The following is a 23,538-nucleotide window of genomic DNA, read 5'->3' as shown; positions in this document are numbered from 1 at the left end:
AGAATGCCCCGGTTGTCGTCGGGCAGGCCTCACGCCGCCCCCATGGCGGTGCGTTGCGCTGCGGGCCGCCGGCCGGTGAGGCTGCCGATCAGGGCCTGCTGCCGTCTGAGGCGGGAGTCGAGCGCAAAGCGCTCGGCAATGGTGCGCCGGGCACTCGCGCGGAGCGCGGAGAAGGTGGTCCTGCTGTCCAGCGCCTCGCGCATGCGTGCGGCCAGGGCGTCAATGTCAAAGAAGGGCGTGATGAGTCCGTTTGTGCCGTCCTCGATCACTTCCGCGACCGGCGGCGTCGCCGAGCCGATGACGAGCGCGCCGCACGCCATGGCTTCGAGCACGGACCACGACAGCACGAAGGGATAGGTGAGATAGACGTGGGCCGCCGAGATCTGGAACAGGCGAATGAGCGCCGCGTGCGGGACGGTGCCGAGGAAGGTGATGCGCGCCGGATCGAGGCCAGTCTCGGCCATCATCACCTCGCGCCAGTTCCGGCCATGTGCGGGCGGGCGACCGTAGCTGATGCCGTCTCCCCCCGCGACGACGAAGCGCACGTCCGGGTGGGCCTGCGCCACCCGCGCTGCGGCGCGCATGAATTCCGGAAAGCCGCGATAGGGTTCGAGATCGCGCGCCGCATATGTCACCACCGCATCTCCGGCACGCAGCACCGTACCATCGGGCAAGGTGACGCGCGCCTGCGGATCGGGCCGGCACAAGCGGACGTCGATGCCGTCATGGCATTGGGCAATGCGGTTCTGATAGGCAGCGGGAAAGCGGCCCTTCTGCCAGCGCGTGGGGCTGATGCCACCATCCATGGCATCCAGCGTCAGCAACTGGGCGCTGTTGCGCAGCCGCAGCCGCTGGCGGTCGTCGCGCGTCACGGTGTCGGCGGGGTCGAAGCCCGCGTCGCCCCCTTCCGGCCGGTGGTAATATTCGCAATAGGCGAGAAGCGGGGTCTGCGGCAGCACGTCCTTGGCAAACAGCAGGCCGCCCCAGCCCATATGGCCATAGACCACATCGGGGGGGCCATCGATCCGCGCCAGCGCATCCAGTGTTTCCGCCACCCGGTAGCCGATGCGCACATGCTGTTCTGGGGTGGCGAAATGGGGTGTCGCGTCGGCGCGTCCATGGGGGGCGTGCTCCGCGCGGTGGCGGACCGTGCGCACACCGGGCAGGGGGCGGTCCATGGTCTCGCAGATGAGCGTCACCTCCCAGCCTTCGCTGGCGAGATAGGGTGCGAGGTGCAGGAACTGGCCTGGCCCCCGCCGATGGATGAAGACAATCCGCATGAGCTTCCGGGCGTGAGGAACGTCACGGCCCGTCCCGATGGGGGACGGGAAGCGGCTCAGCCGTTGCCGTAGCGAAGGGCGTTGGTCCACACGAACTCTAGGCGCCGCAGCATGGCGAAGGCGATGCCGAGTTCCCGCGTTTCTTCCGCATCCCGCGCCACCAGGCGGTGGTAGGTCTCGTCGACGCTGCGGATGAGATTGCAGAGATTGCGGCCCTTCGCGTCCAGCCGTATGCGGGCGGAGCGGCGGTCGCGGGCAGACGCGGCCCGGACGATGTAATTGGCCTCCAGCAACTGCTTGAGATTGTAGGAGGCGTTGGAGCCCAGATAATGCCCCCGCTCCAGAAGGTCGCGGACGGAGAGTTCATCCTCGCCGATGGTGAACAGCAGCATGACCTGCGAGGGGCTGATGTCGTCGACGCCGAGGCGCGTCAGCTCCACCCGCAGCAGGTCGAAATAGCGGCGATGCACCCGCTCGATCACCCGCACGAGTTCCAGATGTGTGACTGCATCGGTGGCGGTGGCCGGGGCAGCAGCGCCCGTCTCACTGGGGTCCGGGTCAGACATCGAGCCGCTGTCGCTCACGCCGGAGGGCATGAGATCGCTCCAGCGTACACCAAAGTCTTCGCCACCGTCTTCGGTCATGGGTCGGTCAATCTTATGAGTCATCACGTCCCCTTTCGTCCGAATTTGATTCAAATTTCGAACTAACCTCCCCAAGACCAGTCATGCTGACGAATCTGGTCAGCTATTGATTGACAGCTTATGCCATCTTCTCTCCAAATAACCGATGAAGAGTGATGACAACGTCATCGAAGGTAGGACTTAATGAGGCGATGATAGGGAAACTCATCGCTCTTTTGAAGGTGTTTCGACTTTCGGCCAAAAATCTTCGCGCTGCGGTAGGAGGGTGCGTCCACGATGACATCCAGGCAGTCTGACGCACGAACCTTGATCAAGGCTGGCCGCCGGACGTTTGTGGCGGGTCTGGCCTATGCGGCAGCCTTGAGCGGCTTCATTACGTTGCTACAGCTCACCGTGCCCATCTTCATGCTGCAGGTGCACGATCGGGTCATCAACTCGCGCAGCTATGACACGCTGGCGATGCTGGCGCTGCTCGCGGGATTCGGCCTGATCCTCTACGGCATCCTAGAATATATACGCGCGCTCACCTTTCAGGCGATGGCTGGTACCTTGGTCCGGCGGCTCAACCTGCCGACGCTGGAGGCGGCGCTCACGGCTTCGGTAGAGGGCGGCGCAGTGAAGGCGACGCAGGTGCTTCGCGATCTGTCCGATCTGCGCGGCTTCCTCACCTCCAGCGCGGTGATGGCTCCGCTGGAGGGCATGTGGTGCCCCATCTTTCTGGCGGTCCTGTTCGCGCTCCATCCCTATTACGGGCTGCTGGCGGTGGTGTCCGCAGGTATCCTTGTGGCGCTCGGCCTGTTGTCAGACATGTTCACGCGGCGGCTCACCAAGGAAGCGAACCAGGCCCACATCGAGAACATCTCGCGGATCAGCGCGAACCTGCGCTACTCCGAGGCCATTGAGGCCATGGGCATGCTGCCCAATCTGGCGCGCCGCTGGCGCACCTCGCAGGTGCACGCCGCCGACCTCTCCAACATGGCTAACGGGCGCGGCCGCGGCATGCATGCGGTCACGCGCGTGCTTCGGCTCACCATGCAGATCGGCGCCCTGTCGCTCGGCGCCTCGCTGGTCATCGAGGGCGATGCCTCGCCGGGCTCCATGATCGGCGCGACCATCATCATGAGTCGCCTTTTGGCGCCCTTCGACAGCCTCACCGACAATTGGCGCTCCTGGATCGCGGCCTCCTCCGCCTGGCAGCGGGTGCGCGAGCTTCTGGAGGCCCATCACGCCCACCGGGACACCTTCCCGACGCCGCCCAGTGAGGGGCCGCTGGAGGTGGACAACCTCATCTTCATCGCGCAGGGGCGCGATCTCGCGGTCATCAAGAACATCAGCTTCCGGGTGGAGCCGGGCACCATCCTCGGCGTCGTCGGCCCCTCTGCCGCCGGCAAGTCCACGCTCGCCCGCCTCATGGTGGGGGCGGCAAAGCCCACCTCTGGAGGTATCTATCTGGACGGCCACAATGTTTATCTATGGGAGCGCGGCTCGTTCGGCGAGATGGTGGGCTATCTGCCCCAGTCCGTCTCGCTGCTGGACGGGACCATCCGCGAGAACATCGCGCGCATGGGCGAGCCCGACCCGCGGGCGGTCATCGAGGCCGCGCGCATGGCTGGCGTGCATGAGATGATCGGCCGCCTGCCGCTTGGCTACGACACGCCGGTGGGCGACGGCCGCTTCACCCTCTCCGGTGGCCAGAAGCAGCGCATCGCGCTTGCCCGCGCCCTTTATGGCCGGCCGCGCTTCCTCGTGCTGGACGAGCCGAACGCAAACCTGGACGCGGAGGGCGAGGCCGCACTGATGCGGGCCATGCGGGCTATGCGCGATGACGGTGCCATCGTGGTGGTGATCGCCCATCGCCCGGCGATCATGGAATGCGCCGACAAGCTGCTGGTGCTGCAGGACGGTCGCATCTCCCAGTTTGGCGATCGGACTTCGGTGGTGGCGGCCCTGACGCCCTCCCGCAAGCCCAAGCTCTCCACCGCAGGAGGTGCCGCATGAGCGAGGCGGATCACATGCAGCGCACGCCCGCGCGCCCGGCCGACCCGCCCCAGCGCGGCGTCGCGGCCCGGCGCGCGGAGGTGCTGCCGCCGGACCGGCACCGCAGGGTGGAGACCTGGTATCAGGTGCTGGAACGCGAGGCGGTGGAAGCGCCATCGGGGCTGCGGGGACCCGTCATCGCTGGCACGCTGGCGGTGCTCATCGGCTTCGGCGGCTTCACCACCTGGGCACTGCTGGCCAATCTTGATTCGGCGGCAGTCGCGACCGGTACGCTGGTGGTCGATTCCAAGCGCAAGACGGTGAGCCATCTGGAGGGCGGCATTCTCAAGCGTCTGCTGGTGCAGGAAGGCGATGTGGTGAAGCTGGGCCAGCCGGTGGCGCTGATGGACGATACCCGGGCCCGCTCCGATCTTGAGCAGTACCGCGGCCGGCGCGTCGGCTTCCTCGCGAAGCTCGCGCGCCTTCGCGCAGAGCAGAGCGGTGCCGCGCAGGTGGATTTCCCCCCTCCGGTGCTCGATCCCGCGAACCCCGTGGCGGTGGATGTGCTGTCTGCGGAGCGGCGGCTGTTCCAGCGTCGGCACGATGCCTATGTCGGCAAGACCCAGATCCAGCGCAAGGAAATCGAGCAGCGGATTGCGGAGGCGCAGTCCCTGTCGGCGCTGATCGAGTCTGCCGAGCGCCAGCGCGATTATATCTCCGAGCGCCTGACGGGGCTCAAGGAGCTCGCGGGCAAGGGATTTGTCGCGAAGGCTCAACTGCTGGAGCAGGAAGCGCGCGTGTCCGAGCTCAAGGGCCGGGTCGGCGACTATCGGGCTCAGATCGCCAAGTCCGAACAGGCCAAGGCCAGCGCCGAGGCGACGCTCGCGAGCATCGATCTCGACTGGCAGAGCGATGTGGCGACCCAGCTTCAGGATGCGCAGCTCCAGTTGGCGGAGGTGGAGAACCAGATCACCTCCGCCAAGGACGTGCTGGACCGGCTCACCGTGCGCGCGCCACAGGATGGAGTGATCGCCAATATCCAGTTCCGCACGCCCGGAAGCGCGATCCCCGCTGGCCAGCCGATCATGGATGTGGTGCCGGAGAAGGAGCAACTCCTGGTCGAAGCCAAGCTCGGCACGCGGGAAATCGTCAATGTGCATGTGGGCGGCAAGGCGCAGGTGCGGCTCACCGCTTATGACCATCGGGTGATTCCGCCTGTTGACGGAAAGATCATCTATGTGGCGGCGGATCAGACCATCGATCCAAACTCGCAGAACGCCTATTACGTCATCCGGGCATCCATCGATGCGGCGGAGCTGGAGAAGCACCCGACCGTGAGCCTCTATCCGGGTATGCCGGCGGAGCTGATGGCGGTGCGCAAGCCCCGGCGGGCCATCGATTATCTCATCGGTCCCGTCACCGAAAGCTTCAACCGCGCCTTCCGCGAGAATTGATGCGGCGCAGCGTGCGGCGGCACCGGGCTGCCGTGTGCTGCGCTATATCTCCGTCTGCAATTTCAAAATTTGAATCAAATTGAGATCAAACACTACTGAATATGTCTTTGAATAAGAGCGAATGGCCAAGTCTAAGGCCATAATATTCCTTGAAGAAAATCACTTTTTGGTCTTCCTGTCCGTCATGCCCTTGCGTATGATGCACTGCATCGGAGCTGATGCGTTCCTTAAACGGAAGTATCCTCCGAGGGCGTGATGACCGCGTCCCCCCATGGGGGCGGATCAGGCCGGCCATGTGACCGGGCCTGTGAATTCGCCTCTGCAACTTGAGCCAGACACGCTTTCGCCTGACGGCCAGTGCCGGTCCGGGATCGGGCGTGCTTTGGAGTGACGGAGACAGCCATGGCAACCATCGAAGGAAGCGCATTCGACGATACGCTTCTCGGAAGCCGGTTCCACGACGTGATCTTCGCTCATGGTGGCGACGACACGGTGCTCGCCGGCGATGGGCATGACCTCGTGTTTGGTGAACACGGCGCGGATACCCTCTACGGCGATGCCGGAGACGACTCGTTGTTCGGAAACTCAGGAGACGACGCCCTGTTCGGCGGCGCCGGCCACGATTTCCTCTCCGGCGGCTCCGGCTCGGATTATCTCTCCGGCGGCGAGGGTAACGATACGCTTCTCGGCGGCGCTGGCGACGATGCCCTGGTCGGTGGCGCGGGGGATGATTTCCTCTCCGGCGGTGCGGGCGACGATATCCTGCACGGCGGCGCGGGCAACGACCTGCTGCAAGGCGGCGCGGGCAGCGACCTGTTCGTCTTCACCGGCGGCGGCGGCAACGACGTAGTGCTGGACTTCAAGGCCGGCACCGATCTTCTCGAAATCTCGAAGGGGATCAACGGCACGGATATCACGAGCGCCGACGACGTGGCGGCGCGGGCCACGGAGGTGGGCGGCCATACGGTCATCGATCTCGGCAACGGCGACACCGTCACGCTGCATGGCGTGAGCCTGGAAGACGTTCAGGATCACCCGAACACCTACTTCCTCGTGCACTGACGCTCCGGCGTGGGGCGCACCGCTCCGCGCCGCTTGCCAAGACACCGCCGGGTCTTCCCCCGCCCGCGGTTTCCTGCTGCCCGCGAGCCCGTCTCGCGGGCAGCCCTTCCGGCGCATTTCCGAGGTGACAGCCGATGCTCGAACCCGCCCGCGACGTCTTTACGCCCATCGTCATCGGCCCGGTGCCGGATGCGGCGGATGGCCCCCAGGTCTTCGCGCTCTCCGGTGGCGTGCTGATGCTGGCCTGGGACGCGCCTTCGCGGGTCTGGAATTCGGGACGGCTCGAAACCTCGTCCGGCGCACCGCTGGCGCCGCTCGGCGCGTTGCGTCTGCTGCGCGAGGACGGCCGCACGCGGCTCCTGTTCGCCTTCCGCCGCCCGGATGCGGCGCTGTCTCTTTCCCTGTTTGCCGGCGCCGTGGGCCGGAGCGTGGAAGTCCGGGTCGAACCCACGCGCGAAATCCCCGCGGTTGATGTCGAGACGCTGCTGGCAGGCCTCGTGCCGGTTGCGCGGGTGTCGCTCATCACGACGCTGCTTGAGACGTGGGCGAGCATCTTCCGCCTGCGCGGCAACCGGGCCTATGCCCGTCTCATTTACGGACTCGCTCGCGCGACGAGCGCCCAGCCCGCGGTGATGCGGGCGGTGGCGCGGCTCGATGGCGAGACCGCGTTGGTGGAGGGCGGGTTGCCGGCCGGCGTCGCTCCGCCCACCGCGCTCCACTGCATTTCTCCCAATCGTTTCTCCCGCCTTCCGGCGGCGCCGCGCATCGGGGCGCCGGACGGGCGCGGTCAGCGCCGCTTCTATCTGGCGCTGGGCAATGCGGAGCAGGAGCCGGAGACCCTCGTTCTGCTGTCCGGGAGCGGCTGGCTCGCGGTGCGCCGTCTCGAATGGCCTGCCGATCTCGGCTCACTGGCCCGTTGGTGGCGCGCCAATGGCAAGGCTGATCCGGCGTTGCGGGAATATGCCGTCGCTGTCGCAGCGCAAGGCTCGGAGGCGGCGCGCGCGGCGGCCGTGGAACTCCAGCTTCAGGCCCCACTGCCAGCGCGCGCCCTCTCCGGTGGCCCGCATCTGCCCTCGGCGGAGATCGATCTGGCGCTTGCCACCTCTGCGGGCCTGCTGGCGGGCGGCTGGGTGCGTGATCCCCTTGGCCTCGTCGCCGGCCTCGACCTTATCGACGGGGAAACCCTCGTACCATTGACCGAGGCCCGCCATGACTTCTCCGGCCAGGTGGGGCAGGGGGACGAGACGGTTCCCGTGACGGGCTTCGCGGCCCTTGCGCCGGCGCATATGGACCTGCTGCAGCCGCGCTTCGCTTTGCGGGTGAAGTCCGGCGAACGCCACATGCTCGTGCCCGCGCCCCAGCCGGCGGATCTTTCCGAGAAGCGCTCCCGGGCTCTGAAGGCCATTCCGCCGCAATTCCTCACGGATACTGCGCTGGCGCGCTGCCTCGGCCCGGCGCTGGCGGCGATTCAGCATGATTTCGTCGCGCAGGTGGGGTCGCCGCGCGTCATCGCCATTGGCGAGCGCGTGGCTGCGCCCGAGGTCTCCATCGTGGTGCCGCTTTATCGCGTGCTCGACTTCCTGCGCTTCCAGATCGGGGCTTTCGCCGCCGACCCGGCGATCCGCGATCGCGCGGAGATCATCTATGTGCTGGATTCGCCCGAGCAGGCCGATGGCGTCGAGCACCTGCTGCGGGGCCTTCACATCCTCTATGATCTGTCCGTCGTGCTGGTGGTGATGCCGCGCAATGCCGGCTTCGCGGTCGCCAGCAATGCCGGTGCCCGCGAGGCGCGGGGCAGGGTGATCGCGCAGGTCAATTCCGACGTCATTCCGGTGGCCTCCGGCTGGCTTTCGCCGCTGGTGGCGGCCCTCGCGGACGACAGCATCGGAGCAGTGGGGCCGAAGCTCCTCTTCGACGACGGCTCGCTCCAGCACGCGGGCATGTATTTCGCGCGCGGCGTGCGCGGGCAGTGGCTCAACCACCATTATCACAAGGGCATGCCGCGCGATTACGCGCCAGCCAATGTGGCCCGTGCGGTGCCGGCCGTAACCGGCGCGTGCGTCCTCATGCGACGCGCGCTCTATGAGGCGGTTGGCGGTTTCACCGAGGACTATGTGATCGGCGATTATGAGGACAGCGACCTGTGCCTGAAGGTGCGGGCCAAGGGCCTTGCCGTGCGATACGTGCCGGAGGCGGAGCTTTATCATCTGGAGCGGCGCTCCATGCGGGTGAGCCCCGACCACGGGCGCGGCACCGCCTCCGCCTACAATGCCTGGCTGCACGCGCAGCGCTGGAGCGACACCATGTCGTCCCTCATGGCCGAGACCTGGACGGGAGACGCCGCATGAACGTCCATGCTCCTGAGACCCGCGCCTTCGATCCGGTGTCCGCCCAGCTCGACTGGCTACTGGACCATATCGGGCAGAACCGCTTCCTGCCCCAGCCTCCCGCCGACAGCATCTTTGTGGGCGACGGGGATTTCCGCGCCATCGGCGCCGAATTCCTGCGCCATTTCGTGACTTTGGGCGGCCTGCGCCGCAGCCACCGCGTGCTGGATGTGGGCAGCGGCATCGGGCGCATGGCCGTTCCGCTCACGCAGTTCCTGCACCCCGAGCGTGGGAGCTACGAGGGGTTCGATCCGGTGCTGGACGGGGTCGCCTGGTGCGCCACCACCATCACGCCGGCTTACCCGAAGTTCCGCTTCCAGAAGCTCGATATTGCGCATGCGCTCTATAATCCGGGCGGCGTGGTGGCGGGCACGGATCTCGTTTTGCCCTATGGCGATGCCAATTTCGATTTCGCCATCATGGTCTCGGTGGCGACCCACCTGCCGGCGGATGAGCTTGCGGCCTATATCCGCGAGATCGCCCGCGTGCTGGGGCCAAACGGCAAGCTGTTCCTCACCGCCTTCGTGCTCGACGAGGTGGCGCGGGCGGGCGATGGGCGCGATGCCCGGCTCGGCTTTGTGCGGGACGGAGAGGGGCCGTGCTGGTTCGCCAATGCGGAGGCGCCCCTCGCCGCCGTGGGCTTCGATGACGGCTTCATCGATGGCCTGTTGCGGGAGGCCGGCTTCGACATCGGCCTGAAAAGCCTCGGCCACTGGCGCGGCACTCCGGCGGATCACTACCAGGACATCTTCGTCGCCCGGAAGCGGGGAGGCCGCTCATGAATGCGCCTGCGAGCCCCCGCATCCTGGTCGTTGCGCACAACCATCCGGACCTGCATCCCGGCGGCACGGAGATCTTCGCCCACGACCTGTTCAAGGCCTACCAGCGGGCGGGCTGCGAGGCGCTGTTCCTCGGCGCCACCAGCCGGCTGCACCGCGAGGCGCGGCCCGGCACGTCGTTCCAGACCGTGGGCTCGGCCAAGGACGAGGTGCTGTTCTGGACCGGCCATTTCGACCGTTTCAGCATGAGCCAGATCGACCTCTATGGCGCCGTGCCCGATCTCGTGGCCCTGCTGCGCGATTTCCGGCCGGACGTGGTGCATCTCCACCATCTGCTGCTGATCGGCGCGGAATTTCCCGCCCTCGTGCGGCGCATCCTGCCCCATGCGCGCATCGTCATGACGCTGCATGACTATTATCCCATCTGCCATCACGACGGGCTGATGGCGCGCACCAAGGGCGGCCAGCGCTGCATGGGCGCGAGCCCCGATGCCTGCCACGCCTGCTTTCCCGAGATTCCCACCGAGCGCTTCCTGCTGCGCCAGCAGCATCTGAAGACGCACCTCTCCTATGTGGACGCCTTCGTCTCGCCGAGCCGCTTCCTGAAGGCGCGTTATGTGGATTGGGGGCTTGATCCTGCGAAGATCGAGGTCATCGCCAACGGCCGCCCGCTCACCTCGGCAGCGCCCTTCCGGCCGCCGCACGAGGGACGGCGGGCCTCCTTCGGCTATTTCGGCAACATCAATCCCTGGAAGGGGATGAAGGTGCTGCTCGATGCCGCCCGGCGGCTCATCGGCTGCGGCGTCGATTTCGAGCTGCGCGTCCATGGCGCGGCGCTCTACCAGAGCGAGGCCTTCACCGCCGAGATCGATCGCCTGTTCGCGGAGACGGATTCCCATGTCCTGCGCCTCGGCTCTTATGAGCGGCATGAGGTCGGGCACCTGATGGCGGGTGTGGACTGGGTGGTGATGCCCTCCGTCTGGTGGGAGAACGCGCCGCTCGTCATTCAGGAAGCGCAGATGCATCGCCGTCCGGTCATCACCTCCGGCATCGGCGGCATGGCTGAGGCGGTGCGCGATGGCGTGGACGGCTTGCATGTCCTGCCGGGCGACGCGGCGGACCTCGCCGGCGTGATGCGCCGCTGCGCGGAGGATGCGGCCCTGTGGCGGCGCCTGTCGGCGGCGACCGTTCCGCCGCCCTCCATCGATGCGGTCGCGGCACGCTATCTGCGCCTCGCCGGCCAGATCGCCCGGCCCCTCGCGGCGGATGCCGCGACTTCCACCGTCGCCGCTTAAGGAGCCGCCATGTCGCTCGCGGAAGCATCGCCGGCGCCGTCTGCCGCAAATGACGTATCGGCAAGGCCCAAGCCCGACACGGCCCCGGCGCGCAAGCCGCTGGCTGTGGCGCCGTCCGTCCCCAAGGCGGAAGCCCCCGCGAAGCCGGCGGTGGTGAAGGAGGCGGGCGCGCCCGCCCAACCCGTCGCTCAAGCCAAGCCGGCGGCGCAACCCGCGCCTGTTGCAAAGCCAGCCGCGCCGCCGGAGGCCGCGGCTGCGCCCGCCGCCGCGAGCCCAGAGGCAGCCCTCGCCGGCCGCGTGGATGCGGTGGACAATGGCCAGCTATTCGGCTGGGTGTGGGACCGCAACCGTCCCGAGGCCCGCATCCTCGTGCGCATCCTGCTGGATGGCGTGGAGGTGGCGAGCGGTGTCGCCGACAAGCCGCGCGTGGACCTGCGGCGCAACGGCATCGGCGACGGCCATCACGCCTTCGCCATCGACCTGCCGCCCAAGGCGCTGCAATCCCCCGATCGGCTGACCGTCATCGCGATCACCGTCGATCCCAAGGGGGAACTGGTGCTGCGCCGACCGAGCGCCGACGAGAAGGCGGCGGAGGCGGCGGTCGCCGCGCCCATGGCCCGAGTGCTCGATCGGCTCGACCTGCTGGTGGCCGCCCAGCGCCAGCTCCAGCTCGGCCAGCGCGATACAGGCGTGAGCCTGAAGGAGGCCTCCGAGCGGCTGAACGTGCTTTCCGACCGGGAGTCGCATCTGGAGGAGGCGCTTACCACCGTCCGCGCCGGGCAGGACGCGCTCACAGAGCGGCTCGATCAGGTGGAGATCTTCCTCACCCGCTTCGACGGTACGCTCGCCGGCTTCGACGCGCGCCTCGAGGCGCTGAAGGAGCAGGCGCGCGACGAGATCAAGCCGCAGTTCTTCGCCCTGGCGGTGCTGATTGGTGTCGGCATCGGCCTTGCCCTCGCCATCGGCCTTCGCATCTGAGGACGCCCATGCCCGATCCGCACGCGCCTGACCGCCCCAGCACCGACCGTCCCGCCGAGCGGGGCGAAATCCACGGCCTGCCGCTCGATGGCGAGACGGCGCTGGTGGCGGCGGTGGACGAGGGGCTGGCGCTGATCGCCGGCATGGGCGAAATGCCGGCCAGCGTGCAGGCGCTGCTCAATGGCGACCCGAGCGCGGCGACGCAGGCCGCCACCGTCTCCTGGCGCCGGCCGGAGGCGCCGCCGGAAGCCCGGTCCGGCTTCTGCGCGTTGGTGCCGCTGGCGGTTCTGGGACGTGGACGCCTCACCTCCATCGTCTTCCGCCGCCCGGGCCATCCCGCCCGCTATGCCTTTGCCCGCCGTCCGGTACCGCTGGAAGCAGCGCTACAGGCCATTGCCGAGGATGCCGGCCCCTCCGCCGCCCTGGTGGTGGACGGCATCGTGGAGGCGCTGCTCGCCGGCAAGCCCACCGCACGCCGTCTGCGGGCCGTGGCGGCCATGGCGCAGGCCGTGGCGCGGCCCGACGGCTTCGTGGAGGTGATGGGCGCCGACGAGGATGGTGAACTCTTCCTTCAGGGCTGGACCGCCGACCTGGTGCCGGGCCGCGCCCGCGTGCTCGCCATCGGTGCCGAGCCGACATTGGCCGAGCTCGACAGCGCCTCCTTCCCCCGCGAGGATCTCGCCGGCCGCAGCCGTGGCTTTGCGGGCGTGATGACGGCGGCGGAGAAGATCGACGCCGCCGCCTTGCAGAAGGTGCTGTTCCGCTCCCGTGAGGGCTGGCGGGCGATCACCGTCTATGAGCGCTGCGTGCGGCTGGAGCCCCGCGACGTGCCCGCCCATGCCCGGGCCGTATTGCCCCGCCTCACCGCGCCCACCGACGTGCTGGCGCGTCTGAAGGCCGCCGCCAACCGCTTCGACGGACGGGACACGGTGAGCGAACTGAAGCTGCCCGTGCGGCTCGGCATCGATTTCGCGCTAATGGTGGATGGCGGTGGCGTGCTGGTCTCCGGCTGGATCGTTGATTGCGAGGAACATGTGGAGGCGGTCCATCTCAAGGTGGGCAAGACCGGCGTGCGCATCGACGAGGGCTGGACGCGCCAGCCCCGCCCGGATGTGACCCGCGCCTTCGCCTCCGATCCCCTGTTCGCGGCGCTGGACCCCGGCCATCATGGCCATGGCTTTCTCGCCTTCGCGCCGCGCGTGGCCGCCCATGCGCGCGATGCCGCCTATCTCGAACTGACGCTCGCGAGCGGCCCCGTCTATCGCCCGCTGCCACTGACGCGCGCCACGCCGCGCCATGTGCTCCAGCGCCTGTCCTCCGCCGTGGAGCCCCGCTCCGCCGTGGCCGCACAGGTGGTGGAGCGGCAGTTGGGTCCGCTGGTGCAGACGCTGGAGCGCCGGCCCGCCGCCGGCCGGGTGATGGGCGAGGCGGGCGGTTTCGACGGCGCAGCCTCGACCGCACTGGTGATCGGCGTGGACGAAGGCGCGGCGCAGGTGGGTGTCCTGCTCTCCTTGCTGGCGCTGGAGCCGGAAACGCGGGCGCTGCCCATCGTCGTCGCCGTGCGCGAGGAATGGTTCGACGAGGTGTCCGCCGAGGTGCGGCGCCTCGCGGATTTCTATCGCCTCAGTCTGCGCCTCGTGCGGGCCGAGGGGGCGCAGGATGTGTGCGATGCCATCGAGGCGGGTGTGCGGGCAAGTTCCGCCGAGCATCTGCTGCTGATGTGCGCCCATGTCCTGCCGCGCGGGCCTGGCTGGCTGCCGCGCCTGGAGCGCGCCTATCGGGCACGGGGCGGTCGGTGCCTCGTTTCGCCCACGCTGCTGTTCGAAGACGACTCTATCCGCTGGGCCGGCACCATGCTGGAGGGCGAGGGCACCGGCCGCGGCCTCAGCGACCGGCTTGTCGGCTATCCGCGTGCTGCGGTGGCGGAGGCCGACCCGATAGAAGTGACGGCCGGCACGGTGGAATGCTGCATCCTGCCGCGCGCTGCCTTCGAGGGCGTGGAGGGGTTTACACGTGGCTATCTCGGGATCGCCGAGAAGCGCCTCGACCTCGCGCTGAAGCTGCGGCTCGGCGGCACGCCCTCAGTCTGGGTGCCCGAGGTGGAAATGATCTGCGCGGACGAGACAAGCGAAGGGGCCGCCGGACCAGCGGTGGCGTCCTGGCACGGCCTTGTGCGGAAGGTCGATCGCTGGGCGTTCGACCGGCGCTGGTCGCTCGCGGTGGCGAACATGCGGAGTTGATCCATGAATGCACAGCCCAACCCGTCCGCCCCTTTGCCGGCCGTGCCGGTGCCCGTGGCGCCCGACGGCAGCGTCGAGGATCTGCGCGTGCTGATCATTTCCCACGCTCACCCCGGCTATTCGCTGGGCGGGGCGGAGGTGGCCTCGCACAATCTGCATAAGGGACTGAATGCGGTGGGCGGTGCCTCCTCCCGCTATCTCGCCCGCGTCGGCAATCCCGTGCCGCGCCACGGCGCCTCCGCGCTCATGAGCCTGCGGCAGAAAGAGGACGAGATCCTCTATCACGCGGACGATTACGACCACTTTCTCCTGTCGAACCGCAACACGGAGGATCTGCGCCGGGATTTCCTGCGCTTCGTCACCGACGTGCAGCCCCATGTGGTGCACTTCCACCACATCCTCGGGCTTGGGCTTGAGACGCTGTTCGCGGTGCGCGATGCCCTGCCGGACACGCGCATCGTCGTGACGTTCCACGAATTCCTGTCCATCTGCCACCACCACGGGCAGATGGTGAAGACGGCGGGCATGAAGCTGTGCCAGCGCTCATCGCCCACCGATTGCCACGCCTGTTTCCCCGACATCTCGCCCGCGCGTTTCCTGCAGCGCGAGCGCTTCGTGCAGTCCATGCTGCAACTGGCGGATCATTATGTCTCGCCGAGCCATTTCCTCGCCCAGCGCTTCATCGACTGGGGGCTGGATGCGAGCCGCATGTCGGTCATCGAGAACGGGCTCGACATTGCCGAAGTGGCGCCGCCCCGTCCGCTCACCGGCGGCAACACGCGGCGCGGGAGCTTTGCCTATTTCGGCCAGATGACACCTTACAAGGGCGCGGACGTCCTTCTGGACGCGGTGGGGCGCGTGCCGGAGAGCGTGTGGGGCGAGGATGCCCGCATGATGATCTTCGGCGGCAACCTGGAGCGCCAGCCGCAGGCCTATCAGAACAAGATTGCCGCGCTGGTGGAGAAGGCTGGCGACCGGGTGCGCTTCTATGGCTCCTACCAGAATGTGGAGATGCCGCGCCTGATGCGCTCGGTGGACTGGATGATCATGCCGTCCGTCTGGTGGGAGAATTCCCCCGTGGTGATCCAGGAGGCCTTCCATCACGGCCGCCCGATCATCTCTTCCAACATCGGCGGCATGGCGGAGAAGATCCGCGACGGCGTGGACGGGCTGCATTTCCGCGCCGGCAGCGCCGAGGATCTCGCCGACCGCCTCGTGGAAGCCCTCACCGATGACACGCTGTGGGAGCGCCTGCGCGCCGGCATCCGCAAGCCGGACACCCATCTCGATTTCGCCCGCACCCATCTCGAACTCTACCGGCGCCTGCGCGCCGAGAAGCGTTCGGATGTCCCCGGCGCGACGGTTCAGAAAGCCGTTGCGCGCACCGCCTGAGGCAACCGCCTCAGCTTCCAGAGGGAGGCAAGAATGGCCCGCGTCCTCGTCATGATCCCGTCGGGAGAAGTTTACGACCACGATTGCGTCCGCTGGTACAATTACAAGGACGTCCAGCGCAGCATCGACCACTATCACAACATCGGTGACGCCTTCGTCTTCGATTCATCGCTGAAGCTGATGAACTTCGAGAAGCTGGGCGTGCTGCCCATCGCCAATCCGAAGATGGAGGACATCGACCGGCTGCGGGAGGAATATGATTACGTCTTCCTGCGCGGCTCGAACTATGTCCACAACCATATGAAGTGGCAGAACACCATTGAGGTGTTGAAACGCCTCAAGCTGCCGGTGATCGCCTATGGCATCGGCGCCCAGGCGCCGGTGAAGGGCGAGATGGAACTCTCGGAGGAGACCAAGACCGTCCTGCACATGATGGCGGATTCCTCCGCCTCCATCGGCGTGCGCGGGGCCTATTCTGCGCAGGTGCTGTGGGACATCGGCATCCGCAACATCCGCATCGTCGGCTGCCCCACCGCCTTCCGGCGCAACGATCCCAACCTCACCATCACGCTGCCCAATCTGGAAGACGTGAAGCAGGTCGGCATCACCTGCCGGCGCGAGGTGTCCCCCGCTTATGCGCAGGACATCAAGCGCTACCTCACCTTCCACCGCGATCTGGTGAAGGAATGCGCCAACCGCTGGGACGTGGTGCTCATGGCCCAGGGCGAGGTGGAGGAGAAGAAGATCGTGTTCGGCACCGCCGAGCAGCGCGAAGAGGCCATTGCAGCGCTGAAAGCCAACAAATGGGTCTCGGAATGGTACTGGGACGACGAGATCGAGAAGCTCCACCGCGAGCGGCTGTTCTACTCCGACGTGGTGGCCGACTATGAGGCGCTGGTGCAGCAGAAGGATCTGGTGCTCGGCTATCGCCTGCACGGCAATCTGATGGCCCTCTCCAACGGCACGCCGTCCATCTACTTCACCTATGACAGCCGCACGGTGGAGTTTGCCGAAACCTACCAGATCCCCAGCTATGACGTCTTCTCCAAGAAGGAGTTCAAGCTGGAGGATTATTGGGATCAGGGCCTGTTCAACAAGTTCAACCGCGCCTGGGCGATGACCTATCGCGAGCAGAAGACCTTCCTCGACGAGAATGGCGTCGACAACAAGATGGTCGACACCCGCCACACGCCCGCGCCCTGGTCACTCGGCGCGGAAACGCCCGAACGCAAGGTCGCCTGATCGGCGCATGCCTCAGCCGGACGGCCCGCCTCGGCGGGCCGTTTGCGTTTCTGCGACTTAAGGGAAGATCAAAGGGCGGCGACGGCCGCTTCGAGTGTCACGCGCAGGCGGGCGGCATCGCCCGAAATGCGGAATACCTTGAGGCGCGCCGTGGCGCCTGAGGCGAGGCGCACGGCGGAGGGGGCAACGCCCGCGGCGCCAGCCAGAACCTTGGCGACGGCGGCGGTGGCCGCGCCATCCTCGGGCGCCGCCCGGACGCGGATCTTCAGAACGTCGCGCCCATCGGACAGCTGGCTCACGCCGTCGAGGGCGTCGCGGCCACCCTTGGGGGTGGCGCGCACGCTGACCTCAAGCCCGTCGGCAGTCTCGCGGCAGAAGGCCATGGGTTGGGATCAGAACACCATGGGGTAAATGTAGTAGGCGATCACCCGCTCCAGGAAAAAGATGATCAGGATCAGTACCATGGGGGAGAGATCGAGGCCGCCGATGCTCGGCAGCACCGAGCGCAGGGGAGCCAGCAGCGGTTCGGTCAGCTTGTAGACGATCTCGCTGATGGTCCGCACCAGCTGGTTGTAGGGGTTCACCACGTTGAAGGCGACCAGCCACGAGAGCACAGCCGAGATGATCAGCACCCAGACATAAAGCTGCAGCACGATCAGGATGACATCGAGAAGGGCGCGCATGGGGGCAGGGGTCCTCGTTGGCTGCCGCATCGTCCCCGGCGGGGCGGCGGGCGAGAGCTGTATCGCTCCGCAGCAATAGCCGGGGACAGGGGGCGCAAACAAGGCCGAACCCGCCCGGTCGCGGCCTGCGCGATGCCGCAGCGTCCGGGCGGGTTGCGTCGGCCTCTCACGTCAGCCGGAGGTCGCGTCTCCCTCCTGCGGGTGCTTGGGATCGGGCAGGGTGCCGCTGCCGGGCGTCTTCTCGGTGTCGGTGAGGTGCGGCTTGGCGTGGGGGCCAGCCGCCGGCGTGCGCTGGGCCGCCTTGCGGGCCTCGGCCTCCTGCGTTTCCTTGGATTTGTCAGCCTGCGGCATGATGTGTCGCTCCTTTGGGTCTACCGCTGGAGAACGCTGCCCCCTATCTGATGGTTGCCGGGTCTGCACAGCGTAAATGGCCTCCGGCTTGACTTGCCGTGCCGTGGGGGGCAGCTTCCGCGCGCCCCGAGGCGGGGCCAGGAGCCTTGTACCCTGACGGTTTCACCCTCAAACCCCGTGGACATGCATGCGTAGCTATTTGGACTTCGAGAAGCCTGTGGCCGAGCTCGAGGCGAAGGTGGAAGAACTGCGCGCGCTGTCTTCTCCGGACGACGGGGTGAGCATCGCCGATGAGGTCCAGAAGCTGGAAGGCAAGGCGCAGGAAGCGCTGACGCAACTCTATGCGAGCCTGACGCCCTGGCAGAAGACGCTGGTGGCCCGCCACCCGGCGCGCCCGCATTTCTCCGATTTCGCCAAGGGCCTGTTCACGGATTTCACGCCGCTCGCCGGCGATCGCAAGTATGGCGAGGACGAAGCCCTCATCGGCGCCTTCGCCCGCTTCCGGGGTGAAGCGGTGTGCGTGCTCGGCCACGAAAAGGGCTCCACCACCGAGACCCGCATCCGGCACAATTTCGGCATGGCCCGTCCTGAGGGCTACCGCAAGGCCGTGCGCATCATGGAACTGGCGGACCGCTTCGGCCTGCCGCTGATTTCGCTGGTGGATACCGCGGGCGCCTATCCCGGCATCGGCGCCGAGGAGCGTGGGCAGGCGGAAGCCATCGCCCGCTCCACCGACGCGGGCCTCGGCCTCGGCGTGCCGAACGTGGCGGTCGTGATCGGCGAGGGCGGCTCGGGCGGGGCCATCGCCATTGCCGCCGCCAACAAGGTGCTGATGCTGGAGCATGCGGTCTACAGCGTGATCTCGCCGGAAGGCGCGGCCTCCATCCTGTGGCGCGACACTAGCAAGGCGCAGGAGGCGGCCACCAACATGAAGATCACGGCGCAGGACCTGCTGCGCTTCGGCATCGTGGACGACATCGTGCGCGAGCCGGTGGGCGGCGCCCATCGCGATCCCAAGGCGGCCATTGAAGCGACCGGCAATGCCATCGCCGAGGCGATGGGCTCGCTCGCCGGGCTCGATGCGGATGCGGTGCGCAAGGCGCGCCGGGCGAAATTCCTCGCCATCGGCCGCACCCTCTGAGCCTTAACGGTTCGTTAACCAACGAAACGGTTATCGGCCCCATCCGGGCGGTTTGTGCTCTTCCGCAAGCCCCAGGCCAGCCACCATCTCAGGACGGCCGCAATGCGCCGTCATCTGACGTTGGGGGCGGTCGACCTCGAGGGTTCTCCCATCTTGCGGCGGTCAGGCCGTAAGGCTAGAGAACTTTCAGAACTGTCGCTCACCGCGCCCGGATCGGACCCAGGAGTTCCGTGTTGAGCCGTCCGCTTGCCATCCTCTCCCGCGTGCGCCTTGCGGCCCTTGCCGCCGTCGCCGCGCTTGCGCTTGCGGCCTGCAATGGCCAGGGCAACGATGTCTCGGCCAAGGCCAACCAGCCGCTGTCGCCCAAGATGATCTCGCTCATGTCCGAGAAGGACATGGCGCCGCAGAATCCGATTCTCATCCGCGTCTTCAAGGAAGAGGCGGAGCTGGAGGTCTGGAAGGCGAAGAATGACGGCAGCTACGCGCTGCTGAAGACCTATCCCATCTGCCGCTGGTCCGGCGAGCTGGGGCCGAAGGTCAAGATCGGCGACCGTCAGGCGCCCGAGGGGTTCTACATGATCACCCCCGGCCTGATGAACCCGAACTCCAGCTACTACCTTTCCATCAACACCGGCTTCCCCAACGCCTTTGACAAGTCGTGGGGCCGCACCGGCGAATTCCTGATGATCCACGGCGATTGCTCGTCGGCCGGCTGCTACGCCATGACGGACGAGCAGATCGCGGAGATTTTCGCGCTGGCCCGCGAGGCGTTTGCCGGCGGACAGCGGGCGTTCCAGATCCAGGCCATGCCCTTCCGCATGACGCCGCAGAATCTGGCCCGTCACCGCAACAATCCGAACATGGCCTTCTGGCGCAACCTGAAGCAGGGCTACGACCACTTCGAGGTGACGAAGCACGAGCCGAAGGTGAACGTCTGCAACCGGCAGTACGTCTTCGATGCCCAGCTGCCGCCCGGCCAGGCCTTCAACCCGTCCGCGCCGTGCCCGGCCTATACGGTGGCCCCGGAGATCGCGAGCGCGGTGGGCGCCAAGGAGCGCTCCGACAATCTGAAGGTGGCGGAGCTCTCCTCCAACACGCCGCTCGCGCCGGTGCGCACCGGCCGTGACGGCGGCATGAACCCGGTGTTCCTCGCCAAGCTCAATGGCGAGGACAATGCCCCCGCCCGCATGGCCTATGGGCAGGACAATGTGCCGGCCTTCGATCCCGCGAACGTGCGCCCGCCCAAGGCGGATGGCGAGGTCGTCGCCGCGCCCGTGCGGCCCGGCGCGCCGGCGGCCACGCCGGCTCCGGCGCCCGTCGCATCCACGCCGGCGCGGGCCGCGAGCACGCCCTATCCCAACGGGACGGCTGCGCCGACGGCCGGCAGCACCTCCTCGCTTTACACGCGCGCCACCACCCAGACGGCCAGTGCCGATACGGGCGTCGCGCAGGCTTCTGCCCTCATGGGGGCGGCCCCCATCGTGGGAAGCGGCGGCTTCGGCAACTGAGCCGCTCTTCCGAAGAGACCTTCAAAAAGCCCGGCGCGCCCTCGGCCGCCGGGCTTTTTCGTGCGCGTGCGGCCTGCTCCCGTTACCGTCGCAATGCTCAAGGCTGCGTGAACATTTGCCCGCCGGCTTGACCCTTTCCTTGGGGGAGGGGTAGGAAAGAGGCATCTTCAACCCGCAGGAGGGGCCAGATGCGTCAGTACACGCCCCTGCGGGGGAGCCGACCAATTCAGGTCTGGAGCCGGATCGGATCAGACTAGTCGTCTGACACCGATTGCTCCGGACGCCTGACGGGCCGCCGCCGAACCGGATTGCGGGGCAATCCGTCGGACGCGCCCCATGGTCGGCAAGCGGCTTTCTTCCCAAGCCGCAGCGCTGATCCAACCGATCTTCCGCGCCAGTCCGTGCCCGCTGAGGGGCACGCTTTCCCATTCCGTTTCATCAGGGCCGGCGGGCGTCATGCCGCCGGGCATCGCCATGTCGTCTTTGCGCCGTTCCAAGGGCTCGCGCGCCTTCCGCCTCGTCTTCGGTTTCCTCTCCGCCCACTGGCGCCGCCAGCCGGGCGTGATCGGGGTGATCGTGGGCACCATCGCGCTCTCCACCCTCTGCGAGGTGCTGGTGCCGCTCTATGCGGGCCGGCTCGTGGATGCGCTCGTCTCTGCCGATGGCGCGGCCGCCGCCGCGCGACCGGAGGCGGGGATGGCGGCGCTGCACGCCTTCTTCGCCATCCTCGCGCTGGGTGCCGTCATGGTGGTGTTCCGCCACATCGCCTATGCGGGCATCGTGCGCCTCACCATCCGGATGATGGCGGACGTGGCGCAGGATACGTTCGCCCGCGTGCAGCGCTTCTCCTCCGACTGGCACGCCAATTCGTTCGCCGGCTCCACCGTGCGCAAGATCACGCGGGGCATGTGGTCGCTCGATCTCCTGAACGACACGCTGCTGGTGGCGCTCTTGCCCTCCGTCACCGTGCTCATGGGCGCGGCGGTGCTGCTCGCGCTCCAGTGGCCCATCATGGGGGCGGTGATCGGCGGCGGCGCGGTGCTGTTCATCGCGCTCACCGTGGCGCTCTCGGTCTATTACGTCGCGCCCGCTTCCGAGCTGTCCAACCGCTGGGACACGCGGGTGGGCGGCACGCTGGCGGATGCCATCGGCTGCAACGCCGTGGTGAAGGGCTTCGGCGCGGAGGCGCGGGAGGAGGCGCGGCTGGATCGCGTCATGACCAAGTGGCGCGCCCGCGTGCGCCGCACCTGGATGGCCCACACCTGGAGCGGCACGGCGCAGCTCGTGGCGCTGCTGGCCCTGCGCACGGCCATCATCGGCACCGGCCTCTGGCTGTGGTGGCGGGGGCAGGCGAGCCCGGGCGAGGTGGCCTACATGCTCACCATGTATTTCGTCGTCCACGGCTATCTGCGGGACATCGGCTATTACGTTCACAATCTCCAGCGCTCCGTGAACGACATGCAGGAGCTGGCCGAGATCCACGAGACGCCCATCTCCATCGCGGACCGGCCGGACGCCGTGCCGGCGCGGATCACGCAAGGGCGCATCGCCTTCGAGCATGTGCGCTTCCATTATCCGGGCCACGAGACGCCGCTCTATGACGATCTCCACGTGGAGATCGCCCCCGGCGAGCGGGTGGGGCTGGTGGGGCCGTCCGGCTCGGGCAAGACCACCTTCGTCAAGCTGGTGCAGCGCCTGCATGATGTGAGCGACGGCCGCGTGTGCGTGGACGGGCAGGATGTGCGCGAGGTGACGCAGGCGAGCCTGCGCCGCCAGATCGCCGTGGTGCAGCAGGAGCCGATCCTGTTCCACCGCACGCTCGCGGAGAACATCGCCTATGCCCGCCCGGGCGCGAGCATGGCGGAGATCGAGCGGGCGGCGGCGCTGGCCAATGCGTCCGGCTTCATCGCCCGCCTGCCGCGCGGCTATGCGACGCTGGTGGGCGAGCGGGGCGTGAAGCTCTCGGGCGGCGAGCGCCAGCGCGTCGCCATCGCCCGCGCGTTTCTGGCGGATGCGCCCATCCTCATTCTGGACGAGGCCACCTCAAGCCTTGATTCGGAATCTGAGGCGCAGATCCAGGAGGCCATGGAGCGGCTGATGGAGGGGCGCACCACCCTCGTCATCGCCCACCGGCTCTCCACCGTGCGCACGCTCGACCGGCTTCTGGTCTTCGACCACGGCCGCATCGCCGAGCAGGGCCGCCCGGCGGACCTGCTGCGCCTCGACGGTGGCCTCTACCGCCGCCTCCACGAGCGCCAGACGCTGGTTCTGCGGCTCGCGGCGGAGTGAGGCGAAGCTGACGGGGAAAGCCCTCTCCCGCCTGCGGGGGAGGGCTGGGAGGGGGCAGGCGGGTGGCGAGGAAAAAGGCGCGCAGGCCCTCAGAGCGGCGTCCCGGTCGGGTGTGCTGGGGCGCCGGCGGCGGCCTGTTGCTCCTCGGCCGCCTTCTTCTTCAGCTTGGCCTGATCGTGATGCCACTTGATGGCGAAGTACATGCAGACGCCGAGCACGACCACCTTGAAGGTGCCGAAGACGATGGGGAACAGGTCGATCATTTCCATGGGAGTGTCTCTTTGGGCTCCGTCTACCGAGCGGGGCGCTCAGGATCACGGAGCCCGGTCTGGGGGATGAGCCAAGGCGGAGCAGGGGGCTTCGTCTCGGGGTCTGGATGATGGCCTTCCGCTTGGAGGGCAGGGGCGGTGACGGGCGATGCGGAAGGGGCTTCGGGTAGGCAAGGGGCCGTCTGGACGTTCCCGAACGACCCTTCCCCCTCCCCATCCCCCCCCCCCCCCCCCGGGGGGGGGGGGGGGCCGTCGCGCCCCCGCCCGCGACCCCCCCCAAAACCCCCGGGGGAAGACCCCCCCCCCCCCCGGGGGGGGGGGGGGGGGGGGGGGGGGGGGGGGGAGGGGGGTCGTGGAGGCCAGGGGGCGGCGGCGCGCGCCCGAACCCCCCCTCCCCCCCCCCCCCCCCCCCCCCCCCCGCAGGCGGGAGAGGGGGCCTGTCGCGCCACCGGCAGCGACACGCCCGAAACCTCGCGGGGAAAGCCCTCTCCCGCCTGCGGGGGAGGGTTGGGAGGGGGTAGACGGGCGGGAAGGAGCCCAAGCCCTCGAACGTCCGGGCGGGCTCTG

At 67.9% G+C, this 23,538-nt stretch carries 19 protein-coding genes; 13 read left to right on the top strand and 6 right to left on the bottom strand.

The window, feature by feature from the left end:
• Nucleotides 1–29 precede the first annotated feature (29 nt).
• Together DFO45_RS15765 and DFO45_RS15760 are read right to left on the bottom strand one after the other, a co-directional pair.
• Complete coding sequence (locus DFO45_RS15765) at nucleotides 30–1,280, bottom strand: glycosyltransferase family 4 protein (RefSeq protein ID WP_133865617.1); 1,251 nt, start codon at nucleotides 1,278–1,280, stop codon at nucleotides 30–32.
• Nucleotides 1,281–1,336: 56 nt separating this feature from the next.
• A complete protein-coding gene (locus tag DFO45_RS15760; protein ID WP_245518119.1) occupies nucleotides 1,337–1,924 on the bottom strand; it encodes a MarR family transcriptional regulator in 588 nt (195 codons plus the stop codon).
• A gap of 276 nt (nucleotides 1,925–2,200) precedes the next feature.
• On the opposite strand from DFO45_RS15760, the gene DFO45_RS15755 reads away from it, so the two are divergent.
• The 10 genes from DFO45_RS15755 (at nucleotide 2,201) to DFO45_RS15710 (ending at nucleotide 16,730) form a co-directional block, all read left to right on the top strand.
• Nucleotides 2,201–3,922 carry a type I secretion system permease/ATPase gene (locus DFO45_RS15755; RefSeq protein WP_133865616.1) on the top strand — a complete coding sequence of 574 codons (1,722 nt, stop codon included), beginning with the start codon at nucleotides 2,201–2,203 and terminating at the stop codon, nucleotides 3,920–3,922.
• Nucleotides 3,919–5,355 carry an HlyD family type I secretion periplasmic adaptor subunit gene (locus DFO45_RS15750; protein WP_133865615.1) on the top strand — a complete coding sequence of 479 codons (1,437 nt, stop codon included), beginning with the start codon at nucleotides 3,919–3,921 and terminating at the stop codon, nucleotides 5,353–5,355. The genes DFO45_RS15755 and DFO45_RS15750 overlap by 4 nt, the downstream gene beginning before the upstream one ends.
• 402 nt (nucleotides 5,356–5,757) lie before the next feature.
• Nucleotides 5,758–6,417: a calcium-binding protein gene (locus DFO45_RS15745; protein ID WP_012171849.1), complete on the top strand. Its 660-nt coding sequence runs from the start codon at nucleotides 5,758–5,760 to the stop codon at nucleotides 6,415–6,417.
• 134 nt (nucleotides 6,418–6,551) lie between these two features.
• A complete protein-coding gene (locus tag DFO45_RS15740; protein WP_133865614.1) occupies nucleotides 6,552–8,765 on the top strand; it encodes a glycosyltransferase in 2,214 nt (737 codons plus the stop codon).
• Nucleotides 8,762–9,586 (top strand): class I SAM-dependent methyltransferase, encoded by an 825-nt coding sequence (locus DFO45_RS15735; protein WP_133865613.1) that lies wholly within the window; start codon nucleotides 8,762–8,764, stop codon nucleotides 9,584–9,586. The genes DFO45_RS15740 and DFO45_RS15735 overlap by 4 nt, the downstream gene beginning before the upstream one ends.
• Nucleotides 9,583–10,878 carry a glycosyltransferase family 4 protein gene (locus tag DFO45_RS15730; protein WP_133865612.1) on the top strand — a complete coding sequence of 432 codons (1,296 nt, stop codon included), beginning with the start codon at nucleotides 9,583–9,585 and terminating at the stop codon, nucleotides 10,876–10,878. Before DFO45_RS15735 ends, DFO45_RS15730 begins: the two co-directional genes overlap by 4 nt.
• A 9-nt stretch (nucleotides 10,879–10,887) precedes the next feature.
• On the top strand, nucleotides 10,888–11,856 hold the full coding sequence (locus DFO45_RS15725; protein ID WP_133865611.1) for a hypothetical protein: 969 nt from the start codon (nucleotides 10,888–10,890) through the stop codon (nucleotides 11,854–11,856).
• An 8-nt stretch (nucleotides 11,857–11,864) separates the two neighbouring features.
• Nucleotides 11,865–14,096, top strand: a complete 2,232-nt coding sequence (locus tag DFO45_RS15720) for a hypothetical protein (protein WP_133865610.1) — start codon at nucleotides 11,865–11,867, stop codon at nucleotides 14,094–14,096.
• Between the two features lie 3 nt (nucleotides 14,097–14,099).
• Entirely contained in the window at nucleotides 14,100–15,488 is a 1,389-nt protein-coding gene (locus DFO45_RS15715; RefSeq protein WP_133865609.1) for a glycosyltransferase family 4 protein, read from the top strand.
• A 33-nt stretch (nucleotides 15,489–15,521) separates the two neighbouring features.
• A complete protein-coding gene (locus tag DFO45_RS15710) occupies nucleotides 15,522–16,730 on the top strand; it encodes a polysaccharide pyruvyl transferase family protein (RefSeq protein ID WP_133865608.1) in 1,209 nt (402 codons plus the stop codon).
• A 68-nt stretch (nucleotides 16,731–16,798) separates the two neighbouring features.
• Here DFO45_RS15710 and DFO45_RS15705 read toward each other — a convergent pair whose 3' ends face one another.
• The 3 genes from DFO45_RS15705 to DFO45_RS15695 all read right to left on the bottom strand — a co-directional run bounded on the left by DFO45_RS15705 (nucleotide 16,799) and on the right by DFO45_RS15695 (nucleotide 17,764).
• Nucleotides 16,799–17,113 (bottom strand): DUF167 family protein, encoded by a 315-nt coding sequence (locus tag DFO45_RS15705; protein ID WP_133865607.1) that lies wholly within the window; start codon nucleotides 17,111–17,113, stop codon nucleotides 16,799–16,801.
• Between the two features lie 9 nt (nucleotides 17,114–17,122).
• A complete protein-coding gene (locus tag DFO45_RS15700) occupies nucleotides 17,123–17,413 on the bottom strand; it encodes a YggT family protein (RefSeq protein WP_012171840.1) in 291 nt (96 codons plus the stop codon).
• A 171-nt stretch (nucleotides 17,414–17,584) separates the two neighbouring features.
• Nucleotides 17,585–17,764: a hypothetical protein gene (locus DFO45_RS15695; protein WP_043879517.1), complete on the bottom strand. Its 180-nt coding sequence runs from the start codon at nucleotides 17,762–17,764 to the stop codon at nucleotides 17,585–17,587.
• A gap of 187 nt (nucleotides 17,765–17,951) precedes the next feature.
• Here DFO45_RS15695 and DFO45_RS15690 point away from each other — a divergent pair, with 187 nt between their 5' ends.
• The 3 genes from DFO45_RS15690 (at nucleotide 17,952) to DFO45_RS15680 (ending at nucleotide 22,702) form a co-directional block, all read left to right on the top strand.
• Nucleotides 17,952–18,905, top strand: coding sequence for an acetyl-CoA carboxylase carboxyltransferase subunit alpha (locus DFO45_RS15690; protein WP_012171838.1), 954 nt, complete (start codon nucleotides 17,952–17,954; stop codon nucleotides 18,903–18,905).
• A gap of 233 nt (nucleotides 18,906–19,138) precedes the next feature.
• Entirely contained in the window at nucleotides 19,139–20,413 is a 1,275-nt protein-coding gene (locus DFO45_RS15685; RefSeq protein WP_208299805.1) for a murein L,D-transpeptidase family protein, read from the top strand.
• A gap of 474 nt (nucleotides 20,414–20,887) precedes the next feature.
• Nucleotides 20,888–22,702, top strand: a complete 1,815-nt coding sequence (locus tag DFO45_RS15680) for an ABC transporter ATP-binding protein (protein ID WP_133865606.1) — start codon at nucleotides 20,888–20,890, stop codon at nucleotides 22,700–22,702.
• 89 nt (nucleotides 22,703–22,791) lie between these two features.
• On the opposite strand, the gene DFO45_RS15675 is transcribed toward DFO45_RS15680, so the two are convergent.
• Nucleotides 22,792–22,971 (bottom strand): hypothetical protein, encoded by a 180-nt coding sequence (locus tag DFO45_RS15675; protein WP_133865605.1) that lies wholly within the window; start codon nucleotides 22,969–22,971, stop codon nucleotides 22,792–22,794.
• Between the last annotated feature and the right edge of the window lie 567 nt (nucleotides 22,972–23,538).

It is taken from the genome of Azorhizobium sp. AG788, from assembly GCF_004364705.1.
Classification (GTDB): domain Bacteria; phylum Pseudomonadota; class Alphaproteobacteria; order Rhizobiales; family Xanthobacteraceae; genus Azorhizobium; species Azorhizobium caulinodans.
Note: the sequence above shows the minus strand (reverse complement) of the source record. Positions and strands in the feature narration are given on the sequence as shown.